Annotated in this window: 12 protein-coding genes; 6 read left to right on the top strand and 6 right to left on the bottom strand. The window is 34.1% G+C overall.

Features of this window, described 5'->3' with window-relative positions; all coding sequences use genetic code 11:
• Position 1: 1 nt before the first annotated feature.
• The gene (locus tag H0W64_01340) at positions 2-646 is read right to left on the bottom strand and encodes a PAS domain-containing protein (protein MBA3660350.1); all 645 of its coding nucleotides are present in this window, start codon (positions 644-646) and stop codon (positions 2-4) included.
• Between the two features lie 14 nt (positions 647-660).
• A complete protein-coding gene (locus H0W64_01335) occupies positions 661-1,383 on the bottom strand; it encodes a homoserine O-succinyltransferase (protein MBA3660349.1) in 723 nt (240 codons plus the stop codon).
• Between the two features lie 409 nt (positions 1,384-1,792).
• On the opposite strand from H0W64_01335, the gene H0W64_01330 reads away from it, so the two are divergent.
• From H0W64_01330 to H0W64_01320, 3 genes are all read left to right on the top strand, one after another.
• Positions 1,793-2,218 (top strand): GNAT family N-acetyltransferase, encoded by a 426-nt coding sequence (locus tag H0W64_01330; protein MBA3660348.1) that lies wholly within the window; start codon positions 1,793-1,795, stop codon positions 2,216-2,218.
• A gap of 3 nt (positions 2,219-2,221) precedes the next feature.
• Entirely contained in the window at positions 2,222-2,509 is a 288-nt protein-coding gene (locus H0W64_01325; protein ID MBA3660347.1) for a GTP cyclohydrolase, read from the top strand.
• Between the two features lie 120 nt (positions 2,510-2,629).
• A complete protein-coding gene (locus tag H0W64_01320) occupies positions 2,630-3,115 on the top strand; it encodes a hypothetical protein (protein MBA3660346.1) in 486 nt (161 codons plus the stop codon).
• Between the two features lie 1,118 nt (positions 3,116-4,233).
• On the opposite strand, the gene H0W64_01315 is transcribed toward H0W64_01320, so the two are convergent.
• The 3 genes from H0W64_01315 to H0W64_01305 form a co-directional block, all read right to left on the bottom strand.
• On the bottom strand, positions 4,234-5,163 hold the full coding sequence (locus H0W64_01315) for a hypothetical protein (GenBank protein MBA3660345.1): 930 nt from the start codon (positions 5,161-5,163) through the stop codon (positions 4,234-4,236).
• 95 nt (positions 5,164-5,258) lie between these two features.
• Complete coding sequence (locus H0W64_01310) at positions 5,259-5,402, bottom strand: helix-turn-helix domain-containing protein (GenBank protein ID MBA3660344.1); 144 nt, start codon at positions 5,400-5,402, stop codon at positions 5,259-5,261.
• Positions 5,403-6,354: 952 nt separating this feature from the next.
• A complete protein-coding gene (locus H0W64_01305) occupies positions 6,355-7,218 on the bottom strand; it encodes a hypothetical protein (protein MBA3660343.1) in 864 nt (287 codons plus the stop codon).
• Between the two features lie 584 nt (positions 7,219-7,802).
• Here H0W64_01305 and H0W64_01300 point away from each other — a divergent pair.
• On the top strand, positions 7,803-8,114 hold the full coding sequence (locus tag H0W64_01300) for a hypothetical protein (GenBank protein ID MBA3660342.1): 312 nt from the start codon (positions 7,803-7,805) through the stop codon (positions 8,112-8,114).
• A 367-nt stretch (positions 8,115-8,481) separates the two neighbouring features.
• On the opposite strand, the gene H0W64_01295 is transcribed toward H0W64_01300, so the two are convergent.
• Positions 8,482-12,963, bottom strand: a complete 4,482-nt coding sequence (locus tag H0W64_01295; GenBank protein ID MBA3660341.1) for an ankyrin repeat domain-containing protein — start codon at positions 12,961-12,963, stop codon at positions 8,482-8,484.
• Positions 12,964-13,598: 635 nt separating this feature from the next.
• Between H0W64_01295 and H0W64_01290 the strand changes: the two genes are divergently transcribed.
• Together H0W64_01290 and H0W64_01285 are read left to right on the top strand one after the other, a co-directional pair.
• Positions 13,599-14,984 (top strand): protein kinase, encoded by a 1,386-nt coding sequence (locus H0W64_01290; protein MBA3660340.1) that lies wholly within the window; start codon positions 13,599-13,601, stop codon positions 14,982-14,984.
• Positions 14,985-15,077: 93 nt separating this feature from the next.
• Entirely contained in the window at positions 15,078-16,562 is a 1,485-nt protein-coding gene (locus tag H0W64_01285; GenBank protein ID MBA3660339.1) for a hypothetical protein, read from the top strand.
• Positions 16,563-17,093 lie beyond the last annotated feature (531 nt).

Raw genomic sequence — 17,093 nt, 5'->3', positions numbered from 1 at the left:
TTTAATTATAGACATCATTATACCAATTTAAATGGATGATATGCGTAAGCCCAAATTGAATTGCGGTCGCAATTATCTCTCCTTTATTTTTTGCTTGCAGCTTTCTTCTGAGGTTATCAATATAACTTTCAATGGTTTTCGCCGATATGTTTAAGACTTCGCCCATTTGCTTTGCAGTGTAGCCAAGCAATAATTTTCTAAAAACCTCAACTTCCCTATGAGTTAAATATTCATTGCCAAAATCTTCCCCTAAATAATATCTTTTACTAGATATATCAAAGTGACCAGTTTTGCTGACTAACTGTTTCCCAGTAATATCCACGAATGTTCCCACAACACCGATACACTTATTACTACTATTTAATAATTGATTTTCTGTTACCAAAATCTCTTTAACATCATTTATGGTATCTGATACTTCAGGCGTATTTATTCTTGTTTGAACATTCAGCACATCGTAATCACCCACCTTGAATAATTCAGCTAATTTTCTCCAGGGTAACTGAGTGTCGCTTTTACCAATGATTTGATGTGGTGAATCAAGACCAGCAGCCATAGCATAATGTTCATTACAATATACATAACGAAAATTTTTATCTTTTGCCCATATATATAAATTTAGCTGGTCTAGAATAATATCTTTCATTACTCACTCTTTCCTTATCTCATTTTTATTCTATTGGGTTGGTTAGCACAGATTAATTCTTTTATATTTTCTAAAAATAAATCCAACTTATGATTGATTTCATCGTAATCAACCTTCCTGAGTTCCTCTACTGTATTTATATAACGACCACTTTTAAGATCATTAGGACAATTTGCTATTAACCCTTCCACTAAATCTTTAGTCAGCTCTAAATGGCATTGGAAGCCATAAATTTGCTCATCATATTTAACGATTTGCCGTGGGCAGCCATCACTTTCAGCAAGGATAATAGAATTTGCAGTCAAGCCGGGCATATCACTGTGCCAATGCATGACTTCGAATTTGTCGGGTAAATTAGTAGAAATACTACCTTCCTTTTCTCTGTTTAGTATTCTGATGGGGTACATACCAATTTCTTTAAACGGGCTTCTCTCAGTCTTAGCACCTAATGCTTCACCAATTAACTGCGCGCCTAAACAAACTCCAATTATGGGATAATCCTTTGCAATGGCTTGTTTGATAAGCTGTATTTCTTGATTAAGGTAAGGTGCTTTATCTATTTCTAAGGGGGATTGAGGCCCACCCATTATTATCAAGCAATCAAAAGTTGTAACGTCGGGCAACTGCTCATTTTTATACGGTTTTTTTATTTCTACATCATAGCCATGTTTTTGCGCCCATGTTTCAAAATATCCCGGTTGTTCAAAATCAGCATGTGTAATAAAAAGTATATTCATCATCTATCATCCTTATCATTTTAATTTCACAGTGAAGCTTCTTCAACTTATTTTTAAGTAGAAGAAGCTTCTCCTGCTTGAATACTTACTTCTTGTTATTATCTAATTAGCAATTATTCATCGTTGCCTCCTTTGTTTTTTTGGCGAATAAAAAGTTATTTTGATTTGTAATAAATCCAACAAATAAATCAATGTCGCACTAAATATCGATAAATATGCCAATAAAAGTGGTTGATAACTATTTAGGTAAATTATCAATGTCGCTAAAAGAGCCGAAAACATAAATTGAAATAAATTAAGTATTGCCGCGGCTTGTCCCGCATTAATTGAAGTGCTTGATAACGCTAACGTAGTAGCCACTGATCGTAGTACCCGGGATTTTCCCGGGTAAAAAATAATCAGGTGAGATATGAATCAATTTGAAATTATAGAAATTTTAAATCAGAAACAAATTAACCAATTACATACATTGGCAAAAAAAATGTGGTGGTCTAATGATAGGACATTAGATGAAATAAATAAAATGTTGGCTAATTGTTTATCCTTTGGCTTAATTCATAACGATGATTTGATTGGCTGTGCTAGGGTGCTTACTGATGAAATAAAATATGCATTTATTTTTGATGTGATAATTGAGGAAGAGTATAGAAATAAGGGCTTAAGTAAATTATTAATGGAAGCTATTCTTGATCATCAAAAATTACAGCAAATTACCTGCTTTGATCTTACGTGTGCACCTGATATGGTTGCCTATTATGAGAAATTAGGTTTTAGCAAAGATTTTATAAATGTAGTACCTATGCGTTTTACTAAATCAAATAGCCAGGATGAATGACTGATGTTTATAATCTCATTGACATATAAAAAGCCATTAGACGAAGTCGATAAACACATTCCTGCACATACAATATTTTTAGATGAAGGATTTAAATTAGGTTATTTTTTAGCATCTGGCAGAAAAGACCCAAGAACAGGTGGAATAATCTTATCTAATTATCCTAATCGCATTGCCCTAGAAATATACATTAAAAGTGACCCATTCTACATACATGAAATTGCTGATTATGAAATTATTGAGTTTATACCAACAAAATTTACTAAGAAATTTAAGTCATTTGTTAGTTAATATCATTTCGTAAATGTTTGAATGTTCATTAAAAATACAACCATGCAAATGAACGTTATAGAATTTTTTTAATTTTTAATAGTAGAATTATAGTTCAAATTACTATAATAGGAATATAATATGTTCAGCCATTCACTTTTCTCAAAAGAGCTAACAATAGACGAACTGTTTGATCTAACAAAAAAACTATCGCGTGATAAAATCTTAGATCTTATTCGTAAACAAAACGGTTCAACAATACATGACTTACGTGCAGCTATTTTCTCTAAAAAGCGTATTACCCCTGATACAGATAAATACGTTTTACCTATATCAAAAGAATTCAAGGAACTTAAGCTTCTTGTTAAAAGGGTTTTGCTAGACTTTGCAGAGAACAGCATTAATGGTAAGGATAATGAAAATACAGCAGAAGATTATGGTATCACGTCTGAATGTTTAAACAAAATTCGGATTGCTGCAATACAATTCATGCCAGAATACATGGAATACTTGAATGAAGAGAATAAATTAAAAAAAGTGGACGAACTACTTTCAAATGTACAGACAGAACGAACCGTGAAGGCTCAAGACATTTGGGCAGAAAAGATAAGTCAGTATCACCAATAAAACGCCATCACATCCAAATATCGCGCATCGGCACGGTATTTGGAAAATGGTGAAAGCTCACCCCATCATAAGGCCTTTAAAATCTAGTAAATTTCACAGCCAATGCTTCTAAAAAGGCAACATTATATTTACATATACTTTGAAATTGCTATTTCATTCAATGTACCCAAATTGTACCCGTCTAATATGGATTTTCTAGGTTTTACATTGTTTTATATGGCTTTTGTTAATGCTAAATCATCGCAAGCTATTGATTGTATTACATATTTAATTATCATTTCTGGCTACGAACCAGGGGGTCGGGAGTTCGAATCTCTCCGGGCGCGCTAATAGAAGCAAGGGGTTAAAGAAAATTTCGCAGTTAGGCTTTGAACCAGTGTGGGGAAAATTGTAACGTTAATTCTATCCGCAGCTTCTTTCAAATGATCACCCTGCTCAAATGAGCATAACTCAAAACCATCGCAAAACTAGACCAACCTCTTATTGTTGTAGCGTTTGTAACGATGTTGCATTCTACGTGCCAGCTAGTCCAAGTGTGTCGTAAATCATTCCAGCGGAACTTTTATATTCCTGTCCTTTCGTTTCTAAGCTTTTCGCTAAGCCTTCGTATTACGACGAAGCTAAGATGCTTTCCTTGTTGTCGTCTTAAGAACTGCATGCTGTTTCATTCAGGGGCACTGGGATTTCTTTTTTCGCCTTGGCTTGATCTGGATGAATCAAAGCATGTCGTCTTTCTAGATCTACTTCAGACCATCAAAAATTTGTAACATTTGATTTTCTTAATCCAGTAGCCAAAGAAAAATGACAAAATCTTTTAAATGCTTCGGAAGTTCATTAATGAGCCTACTTGCTTCTTCTTTGTAACTCACCGATTCCTTTTTTGAATCTTCTTTTAGCATCCTTGTAGCAGGTGCGATCTAACCAGTCCCATTCTCTTTCTGCTTTCATTAAAATCGCTCGCACAACTCCTAGCATTCGATTAACAGTGCTTAACCTCACACCTTCTTTTAATTTTTCCTCACTCAATGAATCTAATAAATTCCAAAAAAAACTGCAGATCACCCGTATCAAACCTGGGCAACTCAACCAGTTAAATTAATATATGAAAAATTATTTTTCTAAAATTTATTGGTAAAGCTAGCTTTCGTAAAATGCTCATTCGCAAGTTCGCCACCATAGAATTCTAATTTAGGATTAACTTTTTGTAATTCAGATAATCCATCCAAATAAAATTGGAGCTCGTTATGTATGCTCCCATCATATTCATGTGTGCCATCAGCATTTGATTTGTATTGTAAACAAAATAAATTATCCGCCAAGCAATTATTTTTCGTGTTAAAGATTCTGCTTAACATTCCTGCTATATAAAAAATGTGATTCATAGATAATATATTTTTTTCCATGCAATCTGGAAACTCATTGGCATCTCTATAAAATTCGTAAAAGGGATATTCGTCAGCACCTGGCACAACCATGACATTTCTCTCTTGACCACAAGCAATATAGGATGAATCATCATCTATCAAAATTGCATTGTCTAAATTATCAATGTTAAGAATTTTACTTAAGTCTTTCTTCATTGACCCATGATATATTTTAAATAATTTAAACTGATTTTTTGTTTCTTCTTCCTTACTAACCACTAAATGTTGACGTGAAAAAACTCCTATATTATCTTTAATTTTATCGAAGCTATCTCCTAGTGCCAGAGTCAATAATTCTTTAACAAATGCAGTATTTCTTGTTTCTTCACCGCTACTAAAAAATGACACATTTACGTTAGGTATTTGGAAAATCCATTGAATAAGCTCAATTGCTCCAGGATGTATCATATGTGGAAAAACTGCATTAATTAATAAATTCAAATCTTCAAAATCTTTAAGATAAGGATGATCCTCTAAAAGCTTTTGAAGATTTGAGCTATGAAATCCAGTCGCTAAGACATCATCAATATCAAGTACAATTTGAATTGGAAGACAATTTTCCTTTAATATTTTTTTGTTTAACTCCAAATTAAAACTATTATATTTCTCTTCATTTAGTAGCATTTATTTACTCCTCGTTAATTTTAATAATGGATCAAACTTGTTTTTTTGATAAAGAAAATTTTTTGGACAATTGCATAAAGAAGGTCTACTAATATTTAAAATTTAGCAACTTCAGCCACGTTAATTTTACCTTCATTATATAACTCGACCATTCGGTTAATTTGTTGGTTATCAAGAATCGGCGGCCTTCTCCCATCTTTCCTCTTGTACTTGCAGCTTTCATTTCTTGAATTAATCACGTTCAAATACAGCTAATGCACTAACATAGAATAAATAAGCTTTTACCCCTTGATTGATGTATCGATATCTTTTTGCAAACTTTTATATCCAATTTTTCTTTCGCTTAATGATGCAATGTCTATTGATTTTCATTTTAGTCTCAGGAAAGGGAAAATATAGGCATATTATAATAATTAAACCAAATATTCAAATAATGATCTTTAACTATACAAAATGTTATGTATTCCGATGTAAATCAGAGCCAGATAAGATTCCGTCTCGATAAAGTGCAAATTGTGGGAATAATGCGCCTGTAGGCTGGAACGATATCGAAAGTTGGTGGCTCTGGGTTCAACTTCAATGGCAGCGACAAGGACATGTTCATCTGCAGGCGTGAACTTCGGTCGACATTTAAAAGATCGTTATTCATTGGCTTTCCGGCAAAGCTGCGTAACTCTTCCCTCAACTAACCAACAAGTATGGTTTTACATTTATGTAAAGCTTAATAATGTAACAAATCTCATTTAAAAAAAGGAATTCGAGAGCTCTAGCTGTAAAGCGCAGCTTCGAGTTAGCAATTCAGTTACAAGTGTAGCAATGGCTGCGCTGATTGCGATGCAGTAAAACCTGAGCTATTGCGAAACTTCATTCATATCCGCGCTTATCAGCGGGTGCATGTTTAACCCAAAAACGACATAGCTGTGATCAATTCACGACTCACTGCTGTACCTTGAATGAGACATAACAAAATTAACAAGATTGGCTCAGCCAATCCTTTACTTTCATAAGTGGAAAGAAGTCACAGCAAAACGTTGGCAGTGACATACAAAAAAAGCATAAACCGTAAAGTTTTACCATTCGCATGCATTACCAAAAAATGCCCACGATTATTTACCTTTTGACTTTGATCCAGCAATGGATGTTAGGCTCTCAAATTTAAAAATTAGAACTGATGAGATTACCTCATGCTATCTATGGTTTATATATCCGTTGCTGTGAATTGCTATTAGTGTTTTCAACGATTGGTATCTGATGTGCTTTCATTAGCATCAGTTGAAAATCTAAAGCTTTTTTACGTGCATCCTCTGATTTTTCTAAACCCATTAAGCTTGCAGGCATATTTTTGAGATTGGCTTCGTATGCATGCCCAGATGTTGGGATCATAAGATTTTGCATTTCTGTTAAAAGATTGGGGTTCTTTATAAATGCTTCACAGTCGGTTATTGCAAAAGCATTACAGGTGACATCTGTCGGTTTTTGTCGCTCGACTCGGGAAATGACAAGTTGCAATTGATAGCCCTTAGGTACAATCGCTTGTATGTCCTCAAAAAAATAATAATTGGCCATACTGTCATTAATAAATAATCTGAATACGTTTCCTTTTTTTTCAACAAAGAGGGAAATGGCATGCCCACACGATGTTGAGTCTAACGCTTTTATGTCCGTAATTAATGCGGCTTTCGAAGTTTGCAGATGAAGAAATGCATCCCTTAATTTTTGTTCTGTTTCAGCAACAATAATATTTTTTTCCATCCCCATTAAATTTAAAATCTCTTGGATGCCTTGATAAGACAAACCATATGTCACCCCAGTTTTTATTAAAGTTAATCCCCATCCATTGCCCTCCTGCCTATAAATAGGGCATGTGCCAATTAGTTTTTTTAGACTAGGGAAATCCTGGATAAGTTTAGCCATTAAGTTTGCATACTTAATAGTATTGGTATCTTTATTTAACCCTTGAATACCATATTCATAAAATTGCTCTAACCTTAAGGGATTTTTGTCATTGTTGTTGCAAGTATTAGATTTAACAAGCGGTAATTTTTTTGTAAACATATATACTCCATCATTCATCGACTGATGTAATTTTCATATTTGTTATAGAGTTAGGCACAACTGCCTAAGACGAGCTTATAAAAGAATTAGGCTAACGCCATAGGGATAAAATGACGGATAGGAAATGTCGGTAAGCTAAAATTAAATTTAAAAATTTCATATAGAAGTAAAATTATAGGATGATTTATTATTATAGTAATAGTTAAATTAGCAAATCTATTTTGAATTGTAAAGCGCGCTATTGGTACCCAGTTTCTTTTTCATTCTGCAAGCAATATAATTCAGTTTCACAATACATCCGCGTTGATGAATATTTCTTTTGGGACTCGTTTCCACGTATAAATTTTCACATTCGTTTATACCAGTCAAAAAATTCTGTTATTAGCTATATTATTGATGTAATACTGGGGATCCCATAATGTCAACTTTTGCTCGTTTAATTAAACACAGTAGAGTAGCCTTAATTGAGCGTAGTTAATCAATGAAGAAATCATACAAGTATGACCAAACATACATTTTTCCTGATTACTACTCTACACCATTCAAGGAATTTTTAAGCTTTAACTTATCGGAGGGATTTCACTATGTTTAATAAAAAAAAACTTATAGGGGCCATAGTTGCGTTATTTGCCGCTACCGCAACTTATGCCCAAACTTGCAATGTATATGCGCCAACTGGCAATGGAAGATTTTCTAGAGCAACTCTTAATGGTGCACCTTCAGGAATGAAAGGCCAACTATTATGCTGGTATTCCCCAGGCACGAGCTATTATAAAATTGAAGGCAATTTCCGTCCCGTACCTGGCGCTTGGCAGCAATCCCCTTATGATAGACATTATTATACTTGCGATTCGTCTGATCCAAATTTATGTTCATTTATTCCAGGCAATGTGTAATTTGCCCTCGCTACCATCGGGTCATTTCGGCACGGGCTCTAACTGTCCCGATTACTGCTAAAAAAAGTAAGCAAGTGAGGCTTAATCTCAAGGGCACTTGAAGAACTAAAAAAATTAGAGCGCTAAGTCTCACTATGCTCCGGGTTTATTTATAAGATGATTCTGTGTTGCTGGTTAGGCGAAAACTTTCGAATTTTGCAATTAAATTGGAAAATTATACTCATCGGCTAACCTATAAAAACTTAACCGCAATTGTATCCCGAAGAAATTTTCCAACTCTTGAAAAGAGGAAATAAATTACGATAAAAAAATGCAAAAAAATGATGTCACAAATAGCACTACTTTGCCACGATACAGCGCGTGTAATTTACATGGATGGGTTTTTACAGTTGTTAAACAGGTTCATAGCTAATATTGTCTCTTCAAACGGTGTGTGAGCCAATGGTTTGCTTCTAAAGAATTGCAGTATACTAAATTTTGGCTTGATGGGACTTTTAAAACCTTCTAAGGATGTAATAAATTCTGCTGAAAGTGGCTGGCCCTTTGCAATAGTTTGATAGCCGTGTGCAAAGATTCCTAAGAAATAATTAATCAATGTAACGGATGTTGAGGAGCTATATTTGGGGTCGAGTAATATCGAATACCATAGGTTTTCTAGCACTACAAAGTCAGATCGTGATCGCACATCGGTTTCAGCATCTGATGATGATAAGGGTGTGTTGATTTTTTGTATAGCCACATTTCTAAATTCAATCATTTCTTCATACCATGGTTTAGAGGTTATAAATTCAGGCATTAATGACTTTGTAAACGCAGGCTTGTTCTTTTTTAAAGATGGAATAAATTCCACTTCAAGCGCCTGGCCATTCGCAATAGCTTGATAGCCGACGTGAAAGATTCCAGAGAGGTAGGTCATAAATAAATCATTTGCTTTCGGGCTGCATTGGGCATCCAGAAACATCGAATAATATGAGTTTTCCAGCGCTATGAAGTCAGATCGTGACCGCATATTGCTCGGAGCATCGGATGATAATGCTGTGTTGATTTTATCGATTGCCGCATTTCTAGATTCAATCATTTTGTTATACCATTCATTAGAAGATAGAGACGTAGGCATTAATGACTTAATGAGCCCAGCTTTATTCTTTTTTAAGGCATAGGAGATAAAAGATTCCTCACCACCAATTTTATAAGGACACATGTTACCTACTCTTGGCAAAAGTTTTTTTAAAGCATGATTATCATTAAGATTAACTGCATCGCGCAGTTGATAGGCATACCCTAAAGGAGAATTATCGTTTAAAACTTTTTCTTTATACCAAGCAATTAATTCCGGTGCGGTATCAAAATTTTGCAAAGCGATTTCAGCTGTTGATTTATATTTTACTCCCCGTTGGCACAATAGTTCACTAGTTTCTGCTGAATTTTTTTCTGCACCAATGGCATAGAATAAAGCGGTATTGCCTAATTTATCTTTCATGTAAACATTGGCTTTATGTTGCAATAACATTTTTACGATATCAATTTGACCAGCTTTAACTGCATGCATGAGAGGGGTCATGCCCGTGTCATCAATCACATTGGGATTTGATCCCTTTTTTAATAGAGCCCGAATAACGTTCCACCGTTGTGCTTTCGCAGCAAGTTGCAAAGCCGTCAATTTATTTGCATCGACATAGTAAACACTTGCCTTTCGATTTAAAAGATAGCTGACAGCTTTTTCATTACCTACTTGGGCTGCTTTCATTAGTAACGTTTGCTTTTGGTCATCTCTTCCAAAATATTGGTCAGCATTACCAATTTGAATTAAAGGATACTTGGTAATAGCAAGTTCAATAAGCTCGTTATTTTCAGTTGCTATTATTTTTTTAAAAAAAGATTGGTAGTATTGATGATAACGCTCTTCGTCTTCTAAATTGATCGCGTTTTGTAATAATTGCTTCACGAGATACCAATCTTTTCGATCTATCGACTCATTAATTAAATTATTCCATAGGTCAAGGGACAAGGTAGATTTTATATTTTGTTTGAATAATAACGTTAAAATATTTAGCTTTTTATCAGCTGCCACTAAGGTTATTAATTGATTATAGTTAGCCATTATTTTTTGCGGTTGAATCTGGATGCCTTCATCCACAGATTCTAAAATGGCGGTAGCGAATGCCCATTTTTTATTGGTTATCGCTGATCTCAACAAATCACTTAAATCTGGATTTGCACCCGATGCAATTAAAAATTGAATGGTAGATTTTTCTCTAGATAGGACAGCATAAGCAAGTGCAGTCATTCCATCATCTTTGCATACGCTATTGATTGAAACTTTTTTAGTTTTAATTAACCATTCAATAATTTCTTTAGCTTTATAATCAACAGCATGCATCAGGGGTGTTAATTCATTTGCGTTTAGACTTACAAGCTCAATTAAATATTTTACGACCTCAAGTTGTTCATTCTCAATTGCAGCAAATAATCCTTGTTTAAGCTGAACTGGTTGTTGCTTTAAGTGGTCGATCGTACTCACAACCCGCAAATCTTCCTGAAGCAAAGTTTTTAGCTGCTCCAGTTTACCATTTTGCGCCAGAAACACGATCATACTATTCTCATGTCTATCTGTTCTGCTTCCCTGATCACGGAGATAATTTACAATTTCATCTCTATTGTTCTCTAATGCAAGCGAGAGAGCATTATGTTGCTGCAAATCTCTTAAATCCTCATTAGCTTGCCAAGATATCAAGTATTGAACAGCCGGGAACTTTCCTTTTTCTGCCGCATACATCAATGCAGTTCTGCGATTTTGATCAGGCACATCGATTTCAGCACCCTGATTTTTAAGTTTTTCCATTATCGTTGTATCTCCGGATAAGGCAGCTTGCATTAAGGCTGTCATTCCGGTAGCTGAATTTTTCGCATTAACTAGCATTTTATTTTCTACGAGTTTATCAACAATCAAATTCTTTTTCTTTTTGCATGTTTTAATAGCTAACATTAATGGTGTATCACCATTTTCATTATTAACGATGGGCGAAACCTTTTTTTCCAAAAGGTAATCTATCGCGCATAAATTTTCAGTTTTTATGGCATGAAACCACAAAGCAGTAACTAAATTTTCATCTATTGTTTTTTCAATAAGAAGATCAATGATTTTGGTATAAGTATTATAATTTTCTAAATTTAAACAATTGAGAGCATGCTCTAAAGGGTTTACGCCCAAGCCATTCCTGACGTTAATTTTAGCACCTTGGCGTAAGAGCCCAGTTATCAATGCTGGATCACCCAATTTAATCCCATAAAACAATGGACTATTACCATTACAATCGGGTTGATTAACTAACTTACTTATAAGCGGTGAATTATCATTAAGTATATAATCTACTTTCCTAGAATCGTTATTGAGGAAAGCAAGGATTAAAAGACTGGTATTATCTTTATCAACGGTATCATTGCTTATATAGTGAAGACCCCAAGTTTGTTTTTTTACATGTTCATAATATTTAGCCGCCATAGGCATGCTTAACAAGGGAAATATTTCCTGTGGATCCGAATAAGGAAGAAGTTGAATAATATTGGCGAAAAGAAAATCGTTTTGTTGTTTTTGTTCTTCATCCGATAAAGCTTTATATTCGAGAGATTGTTGATAATGGTGAATTGCTTCTAAAACTTCATGTAACTGCGGTTCTGATAAATTATAGATAAATGATGCAAAGTTACCATTTTTACGATCAAGCAAATAACTTGTCATGGCGCTGACACAGGCGGATAAAAATGGTTTATTTGTATCGTCTATCTTTATGTAAGCAAATATGAGTGAACGGTCTTTAATATAATGAAGCTGACCATTTTCAGTTGAAATAGAACATTGATTCTCTAGACTGAAATACTCTTGCTCTACTAAACGGTAAAAAACTTCAAGATAAAATATGTATAAGGCTTGCGAGGTCAGAAATGTCTCATCATCATCAGCATTCAATATATCTGCAGCCTTAGTATAAAATTTAGTTGCAGCCTGGGGACCAAAGACAGCAATTTGCGAAATAAAATTATCAAAGTTTAGGCCGGACTGCCCTTGCAAATCAAAATCATTTACAATACTTTTAACGAATGCTTCCGCTGAAAACTCAGCTTTGATGCAATGGCTGAGTTTTTGTTGCACTTCATTTTCTATACGACCATTCATCATTGCTTGTCGAGCATAATAGTCTTTTACCACGGGAAATCCCAAATCAGCAGCATATTGATTCTTAATAAATTGAACAATATGAGTTTCCATTCCAACATAATAATCCACCGCCTTTTGATAAGGTAAAAGATGTTCGGCAACAATCTGCTCAACGAGTTTTATTCTTTTGGCAAGAAGTACATATTCAACGCCAAGACTAGCCTCAAGCTCGCTCACTACCGCAGAAATTTGATTAAAAATTCCCGGTGGACATTTAACGTTATTGATGGATTTTAATAATTCAGTAACTTGGGTTATCTTGAGAATTTCTGGAATATTATTATTTGCTAGGTAGGAATTAATCTTAATAAGATAGGCCAATCCCTCATTATACAATTGTTTTCTTAAATCATTTTGATAATTATTTATACCACAATAATCTGTTATATACCCTGAAATAAAACTACTAACGTCATACTGGTTATAGTTAATTTTTTTATCTTTGGCAAAAGTGATAAGGTCCTGGATTGTTTTTAAAAATAATTCGCGATGAGCCTTAGTAGTCTGCGAAGTAGAATAGTTTATTAAACTATCTAATGGGGGAATAGGTTTTTCATGATGCCCACTTACAACCTTAGGGACGTGAAGAAATTTACTAGTAAAAAGATTATCACTACTTCTCGATCGCGCCATGAGGGATTGTTCTCTTATTTATTTTATTTTTATTGTCAATTATAGATTCCTATGAGACTGTTATATTAAATTAATATTAACACTTGAAAAAATAAAAAATATGATAATAATCAATTTTTTATCTGAGCATAACCCATATTGAATCTGCTTATGACGCAGGATTTGCAAAAATTCCTACCTGGTACTTGCAGGCGCTCCCTATGTAATGGAGTCTCGTTCTGACGTTTAGCTACAATTTACCTGAGTATAATTAGGCACTAAATGGCTAATCTCAACTTGCTTGAGCGATGGGAGCGATTGTTAGGCTCAATTATTTACCTTTACTCAATTTCTAAGTTAAATCTTAATGCGAGCTATTTTGCGGGAAAATTACCAATAAAGATTCAGCTATCCAATTCATCGTGCGGTGAGAAATTTATCAATAGCTAAGACATCACCCCTATCAATGCTGCCACTTCCTTAAAGACCATTTAGTTATGAGAGAAAGAATATTAAATAAAGTCTCAACTCTAAATTTTAGACTTTTCTAATCAGAAAACCTAGCGCAATCTTGACTATAGCCAGTAGCTTATATAGATTCGCAGCTATTCGATACCAAGGAATGTTTCATATTACAATTGCACTGGAGAAAAATAATGCTGCGACAAATGAAGCTAGATACTAACTTATTGAGCTCTACAATTTCTAGCTTGAGAAGTGATATCTCGAAGGTTGAACAAGATGGTGTCTGGTTACAGGGAGAAGAATTAGAAATAGCATTAGCAAAAGCACGAGCTAGACTTCAAAGTGAGCTTGATCGTCTGGAATTAATCCTTGCATCGGGTATTACTCCTGATAAATATACTTCAATAAATACCAAACAAACGTATTACCCAACCAGTGAAGAATTAAAACTAAAAGAAACTCAAATATTACCTCGAGCAAAACACTCCTTTTTTTGTATAAAGCAAAAGCGTAAAGATGATGGATTAAAAAACTCGCGGATTAAATTAATTCAAGACAATGGTAGTCAGATCGTTAGTTTTTTTATGGAACATAAGGTGGACGGAAAATATCCCAAGGGTAGTTTCGCCGCGAAAGTAAAAAAAGGCAGTATGTCAGAAGGCAATGGTGATCCCAAATTTGCCGTTAAAATTTACCATAAGGACATGTTTAATGGTAACTCCATCCATGAATTACGATTAGCCATGCGTTCAGCTTACTGTTATAAACAACTTGAACGAGAAGCTTATGCTTTTAGAAATAATGGCAAACAATATATAGCTACAGAATGGATTGCCGGTGTTAAACTAAATAATGCAAATCAAGCCCAGATTCAATCTATGCCCATCCCTCGTCGTATCATCATGGCCATCTCTTTACTTAGAGAACTTAATATCTTGCATAAACAAGGGTTAATTCATCACGATATCAAACCAAGTAATGTGATAGCTAATTTTGGTAAATTAAGTTTTTTTGATCTGGTTTCAGTGAGTCTAAAAAATGAAAAACCCTTATATGGTAGTGCCCCGCTCTACACCGACGCTTTTCTGCCAAGCGCTCAAATGGCCTTTGATGCTATCTATTCGGATGACATCTATTTAAAGTTTAATGAGAAAACAGATATTTATGCTCTCGGAATTACACTTGCCCATTTATTCCAAGAAATATACAAACCTAAGCCAGAAAAATTAGCAATCAATGTCGACAAGGGCTTAATCAAAATTAAAACTTTTGAATTTTCTTCTTACTCACTACAACATGGGCCAAAATATGCAGAGCACGATGAGCTGCAAAAGCTTCTTATGAATATGGTCATTCAAGATAATGACAAACTGAATAGCTGTGAAGATTATATCGATGCGTTTCAAAATGTTTTAAAAATTTACCCTGGCTATGAACAGTATCTTGCCGAAGATAGGCTTGCCCATTTGGATAAGACTGTTGCACCTCAAGATGGAGAGAAAGCCTTTAGAGAAATAGAAATTGAACTTCTAGAATTTAATCAACGCATTGAATCCGTTCGTAAATTAAGTTTGTAAATTTTTAAAACCATCATTTGATTTAATAAAACATAGGAAGCTAAAGGTTATAACTTTTTTTTATCTAAATACCAATGATAAGGAACATTATTGATGATGCACAAGAATTCAAAAAAAGATATAGAAATTGCTAATCCTCAAGAAAATGAGGATTTAAATTTATTAACTCCACAATTTCCAGATGAACTTATCATAGAGCCGATAAATAAAGAGAATAAAGAGATGCGCTATACACATTATCAAAGAAGATCCGATATCGGTAATGCTGGATGGGACAAATTTATGACTCAGTTGCAATCTTTAGACCCAAGTGGTGACTTTACGAACTGGCTTGATGTAGTTGAGCCGCAATATTCATATCAATATGTGCATGAAAAAATTTGTTTAAAAAAAAATCTAACACTACCTTCGGGAGATACGATTGATTTGTATTTGCAGCCTAGCGCTATTATCAATTTAGCGGGAGAGATTTTTAGCAGCACTGAAGAGCCCATTAGTTCTGGTAACAATGACGAAGAACAGCAATCGCGATTCACTCAGGCCTACAATAACTTGATTGATCCTGGTAAGTACCAAAAAATGCAAAAATTTTTAGAAACTAGTTTTTTCAATCCAGAGCAAAATGATCTTATCTTTAAAAAAAGCATGACAGCTGATTCATTACAATATGATTTGATTCGTAATGAAGGTAATCTTGGTGTTGAATTTTGCGATAATCATTTAAACCTAACGACACACAACTTAGATCACTTTGGAACGGAAGCTTTTATTGCATTTACAGCAGGGCTCTCGATTGCTCATTCAAAAGCAGCAGCGGCTAAAGAAAATGATGATAAAGAGACTCGTAAAGCCCTTTTAACTGAAGCATTAACTTATGCTTTGTTTGCCTGTCATTTTCTTACAGACATCTATACAGCCGGCCATATTAACGTTCCACAACGTGAAATATTAAATGCTATGAATGGTGATGAGCTATCCAGTATCCCTAGACTGGGATCGTCTACCAAAATATTAATGTCTTCTTTATTAGTAAAACAAATGCATGGTGAGTGTCATGAGAAACCTGTTAAGTTAAAACCCAAAAGTCAACCGTATAGGAAAAAAAATCCCTATCGTTGGGGAAATTTGAATCAAGAAAATGAAGGCAGTGAAAATCAATATAACAATGATGGTGAAGGCTGTGATGAACAATATGATTTTTCGAGCGACCAAGCATGTAATGCTATTGCATTAGCCCTGTATGATATTTATTTAATTTATACAGGTAATTTAAACAAAGAAGTACTATTTTTAGACAGCTTTCAGCAAACTTTTTCTGAAATTTATGAACAAGAAAATAATCTTAATAAAAATCCGTTGTTTTCCTATTCTAAAGAAAGAAATGACATTTCCATGAATACTGATGAAGGGTATAAACCCCTTCCTTCGATTAAAAATACCGCAAAATTAAGCACATTAATAGGTGTTTTCTATAACTTTAAAACTAAAAATACCGCGCAAAGAATCAAGGAACTTAATAACAATGAGGTTGAAGAACTTCTAGAAAATTTAGAGAATGCGCATTGTAAGTTCCGTTAATTGAATCCTACAATGATAAAATAATACTTATGATTACTAGCATAATAAAGTATATTTTACTATGCTATTTTTTTATGACATTGAATAATTCTAAATTAATTCTATCAATTTTAATTAGCATACAGACTAAGTTCGCATTCTTCAAAAAATCATGAATAATCGACTTTCTACAGAATAATGAAAATGAATTTTAAATCATGTTAATTGCAATAAAATTAGCATGATCCGTTTTTAGTGCATGCGAAATTAAGCGCGACTGTAATAATTCACTTAATGTTCCTTTTCATCATCCGAAAGCAATGGGGCTATTTAAAATCTCCAGTAAATTGCACTCTTTTGTGAGCGCATGATTATAGGGCCCAAGGAAGTCGTTTTTCCTGCACTTCCAGCGGCTTGATAAGAGGAATGATATTATTAAGAAGTGTATTACTCTATAAGCTAAAGGCAGGCGAGATAGCGTTTAAGATTACAAAAATTTGAAAGCATCCCTACGCTTTGGAAACATTGGGTAAAAGACGCATTTAGATAGTA

Source organism: Gammaproteobacteria bacterium (assembly GCA_013816845.1).
Lineage (GTDB): Bacteria > Pseudomonadota > Gammaproteobacteria > DSM-16500 > DSM-16500 > Aquicella.
This window is presented reverse-complemented; position numbering and strand designations above follow the sequence as displayed.

Excerpts from the sequence above, each read along its gene's own strand:
- H0W64_01340 (MBA3660350.1), bottom strand. The coding sequence starts at position 646 with ATGAAAGATATTATTCTAGACCAGCTAAATTTATATATATGGGCAAAA.
- H0W64_01335 (MBA3660349.1), bottom strand. The coding sequence starts at position 1,383 with ATGAATATACTTTTTATTACACATGCTGATTTTGAACAACCGGGATAT.
- H0W64_01330 (MBA3660348.1), top strand. The coding sequence starts at position 1,793 with ATGAATCAATTTGAAATTATAGAAATTTTAAATCAGAAACAAATTAAC.
- H0W64_01325 (MBA3660347.1), top strand. The coding sequence starts at position 2,222 with ATGTTTATAATCTCATTGACATATAAAAAGCCATTAGACGAAGTCGAT.
- H0W64_01320 (MBA3660346.1), top strand. The coding sequence starts at position 2,630 with ATGTTCAGCCATTCACTTTTCTCAAAAGAGCTAACAATAGACGAACTG.
- H0W64_01315 (MBA3660345.1), bottom strand. The coding sequence starts at position 5,163 with ATGCTACTAAATGAAGAGAAATATAATAGTTTTAATTTGGAGTTAAAC.
- H0W64_01305 (MBA3660343.1), bottom strand. The coding sequence starts at position 7,218 with ATGTTTACAAAAAAATTACCGCTTGTTAAATCTAATACTTGCAACAAC.
- H0W64_01300 (MBA3660342.1), top strand. The coding sequence starts at position 7,803 with ATGTTTAATAAAAAAAAACTTATAGGGGCCATAGTTGCGTTATTTGCC.
- H0W64_01295 (MBA3660341.1), bottom strand. The coding sequence starts at position 12,963 with ATGGCGCGATCGAGAAGTAGTGATAATCTTTTTACTAGTAAATTTCTT.
- H0W64_01290 (MBA3660340.1), top strand. The coding sequence starts at position 13,599 with ATGCTGCGACAAATGAAGCTAGATACTAACTTATTGAGCTCTACAATT.
- H0W64_01285 (MBA3660339.1), top strand. The coding sequence starts at position 15,078 with ATGATGCACAAGAATTCAAAAAAAGATATAGAAATTGCTAATCCTCAA.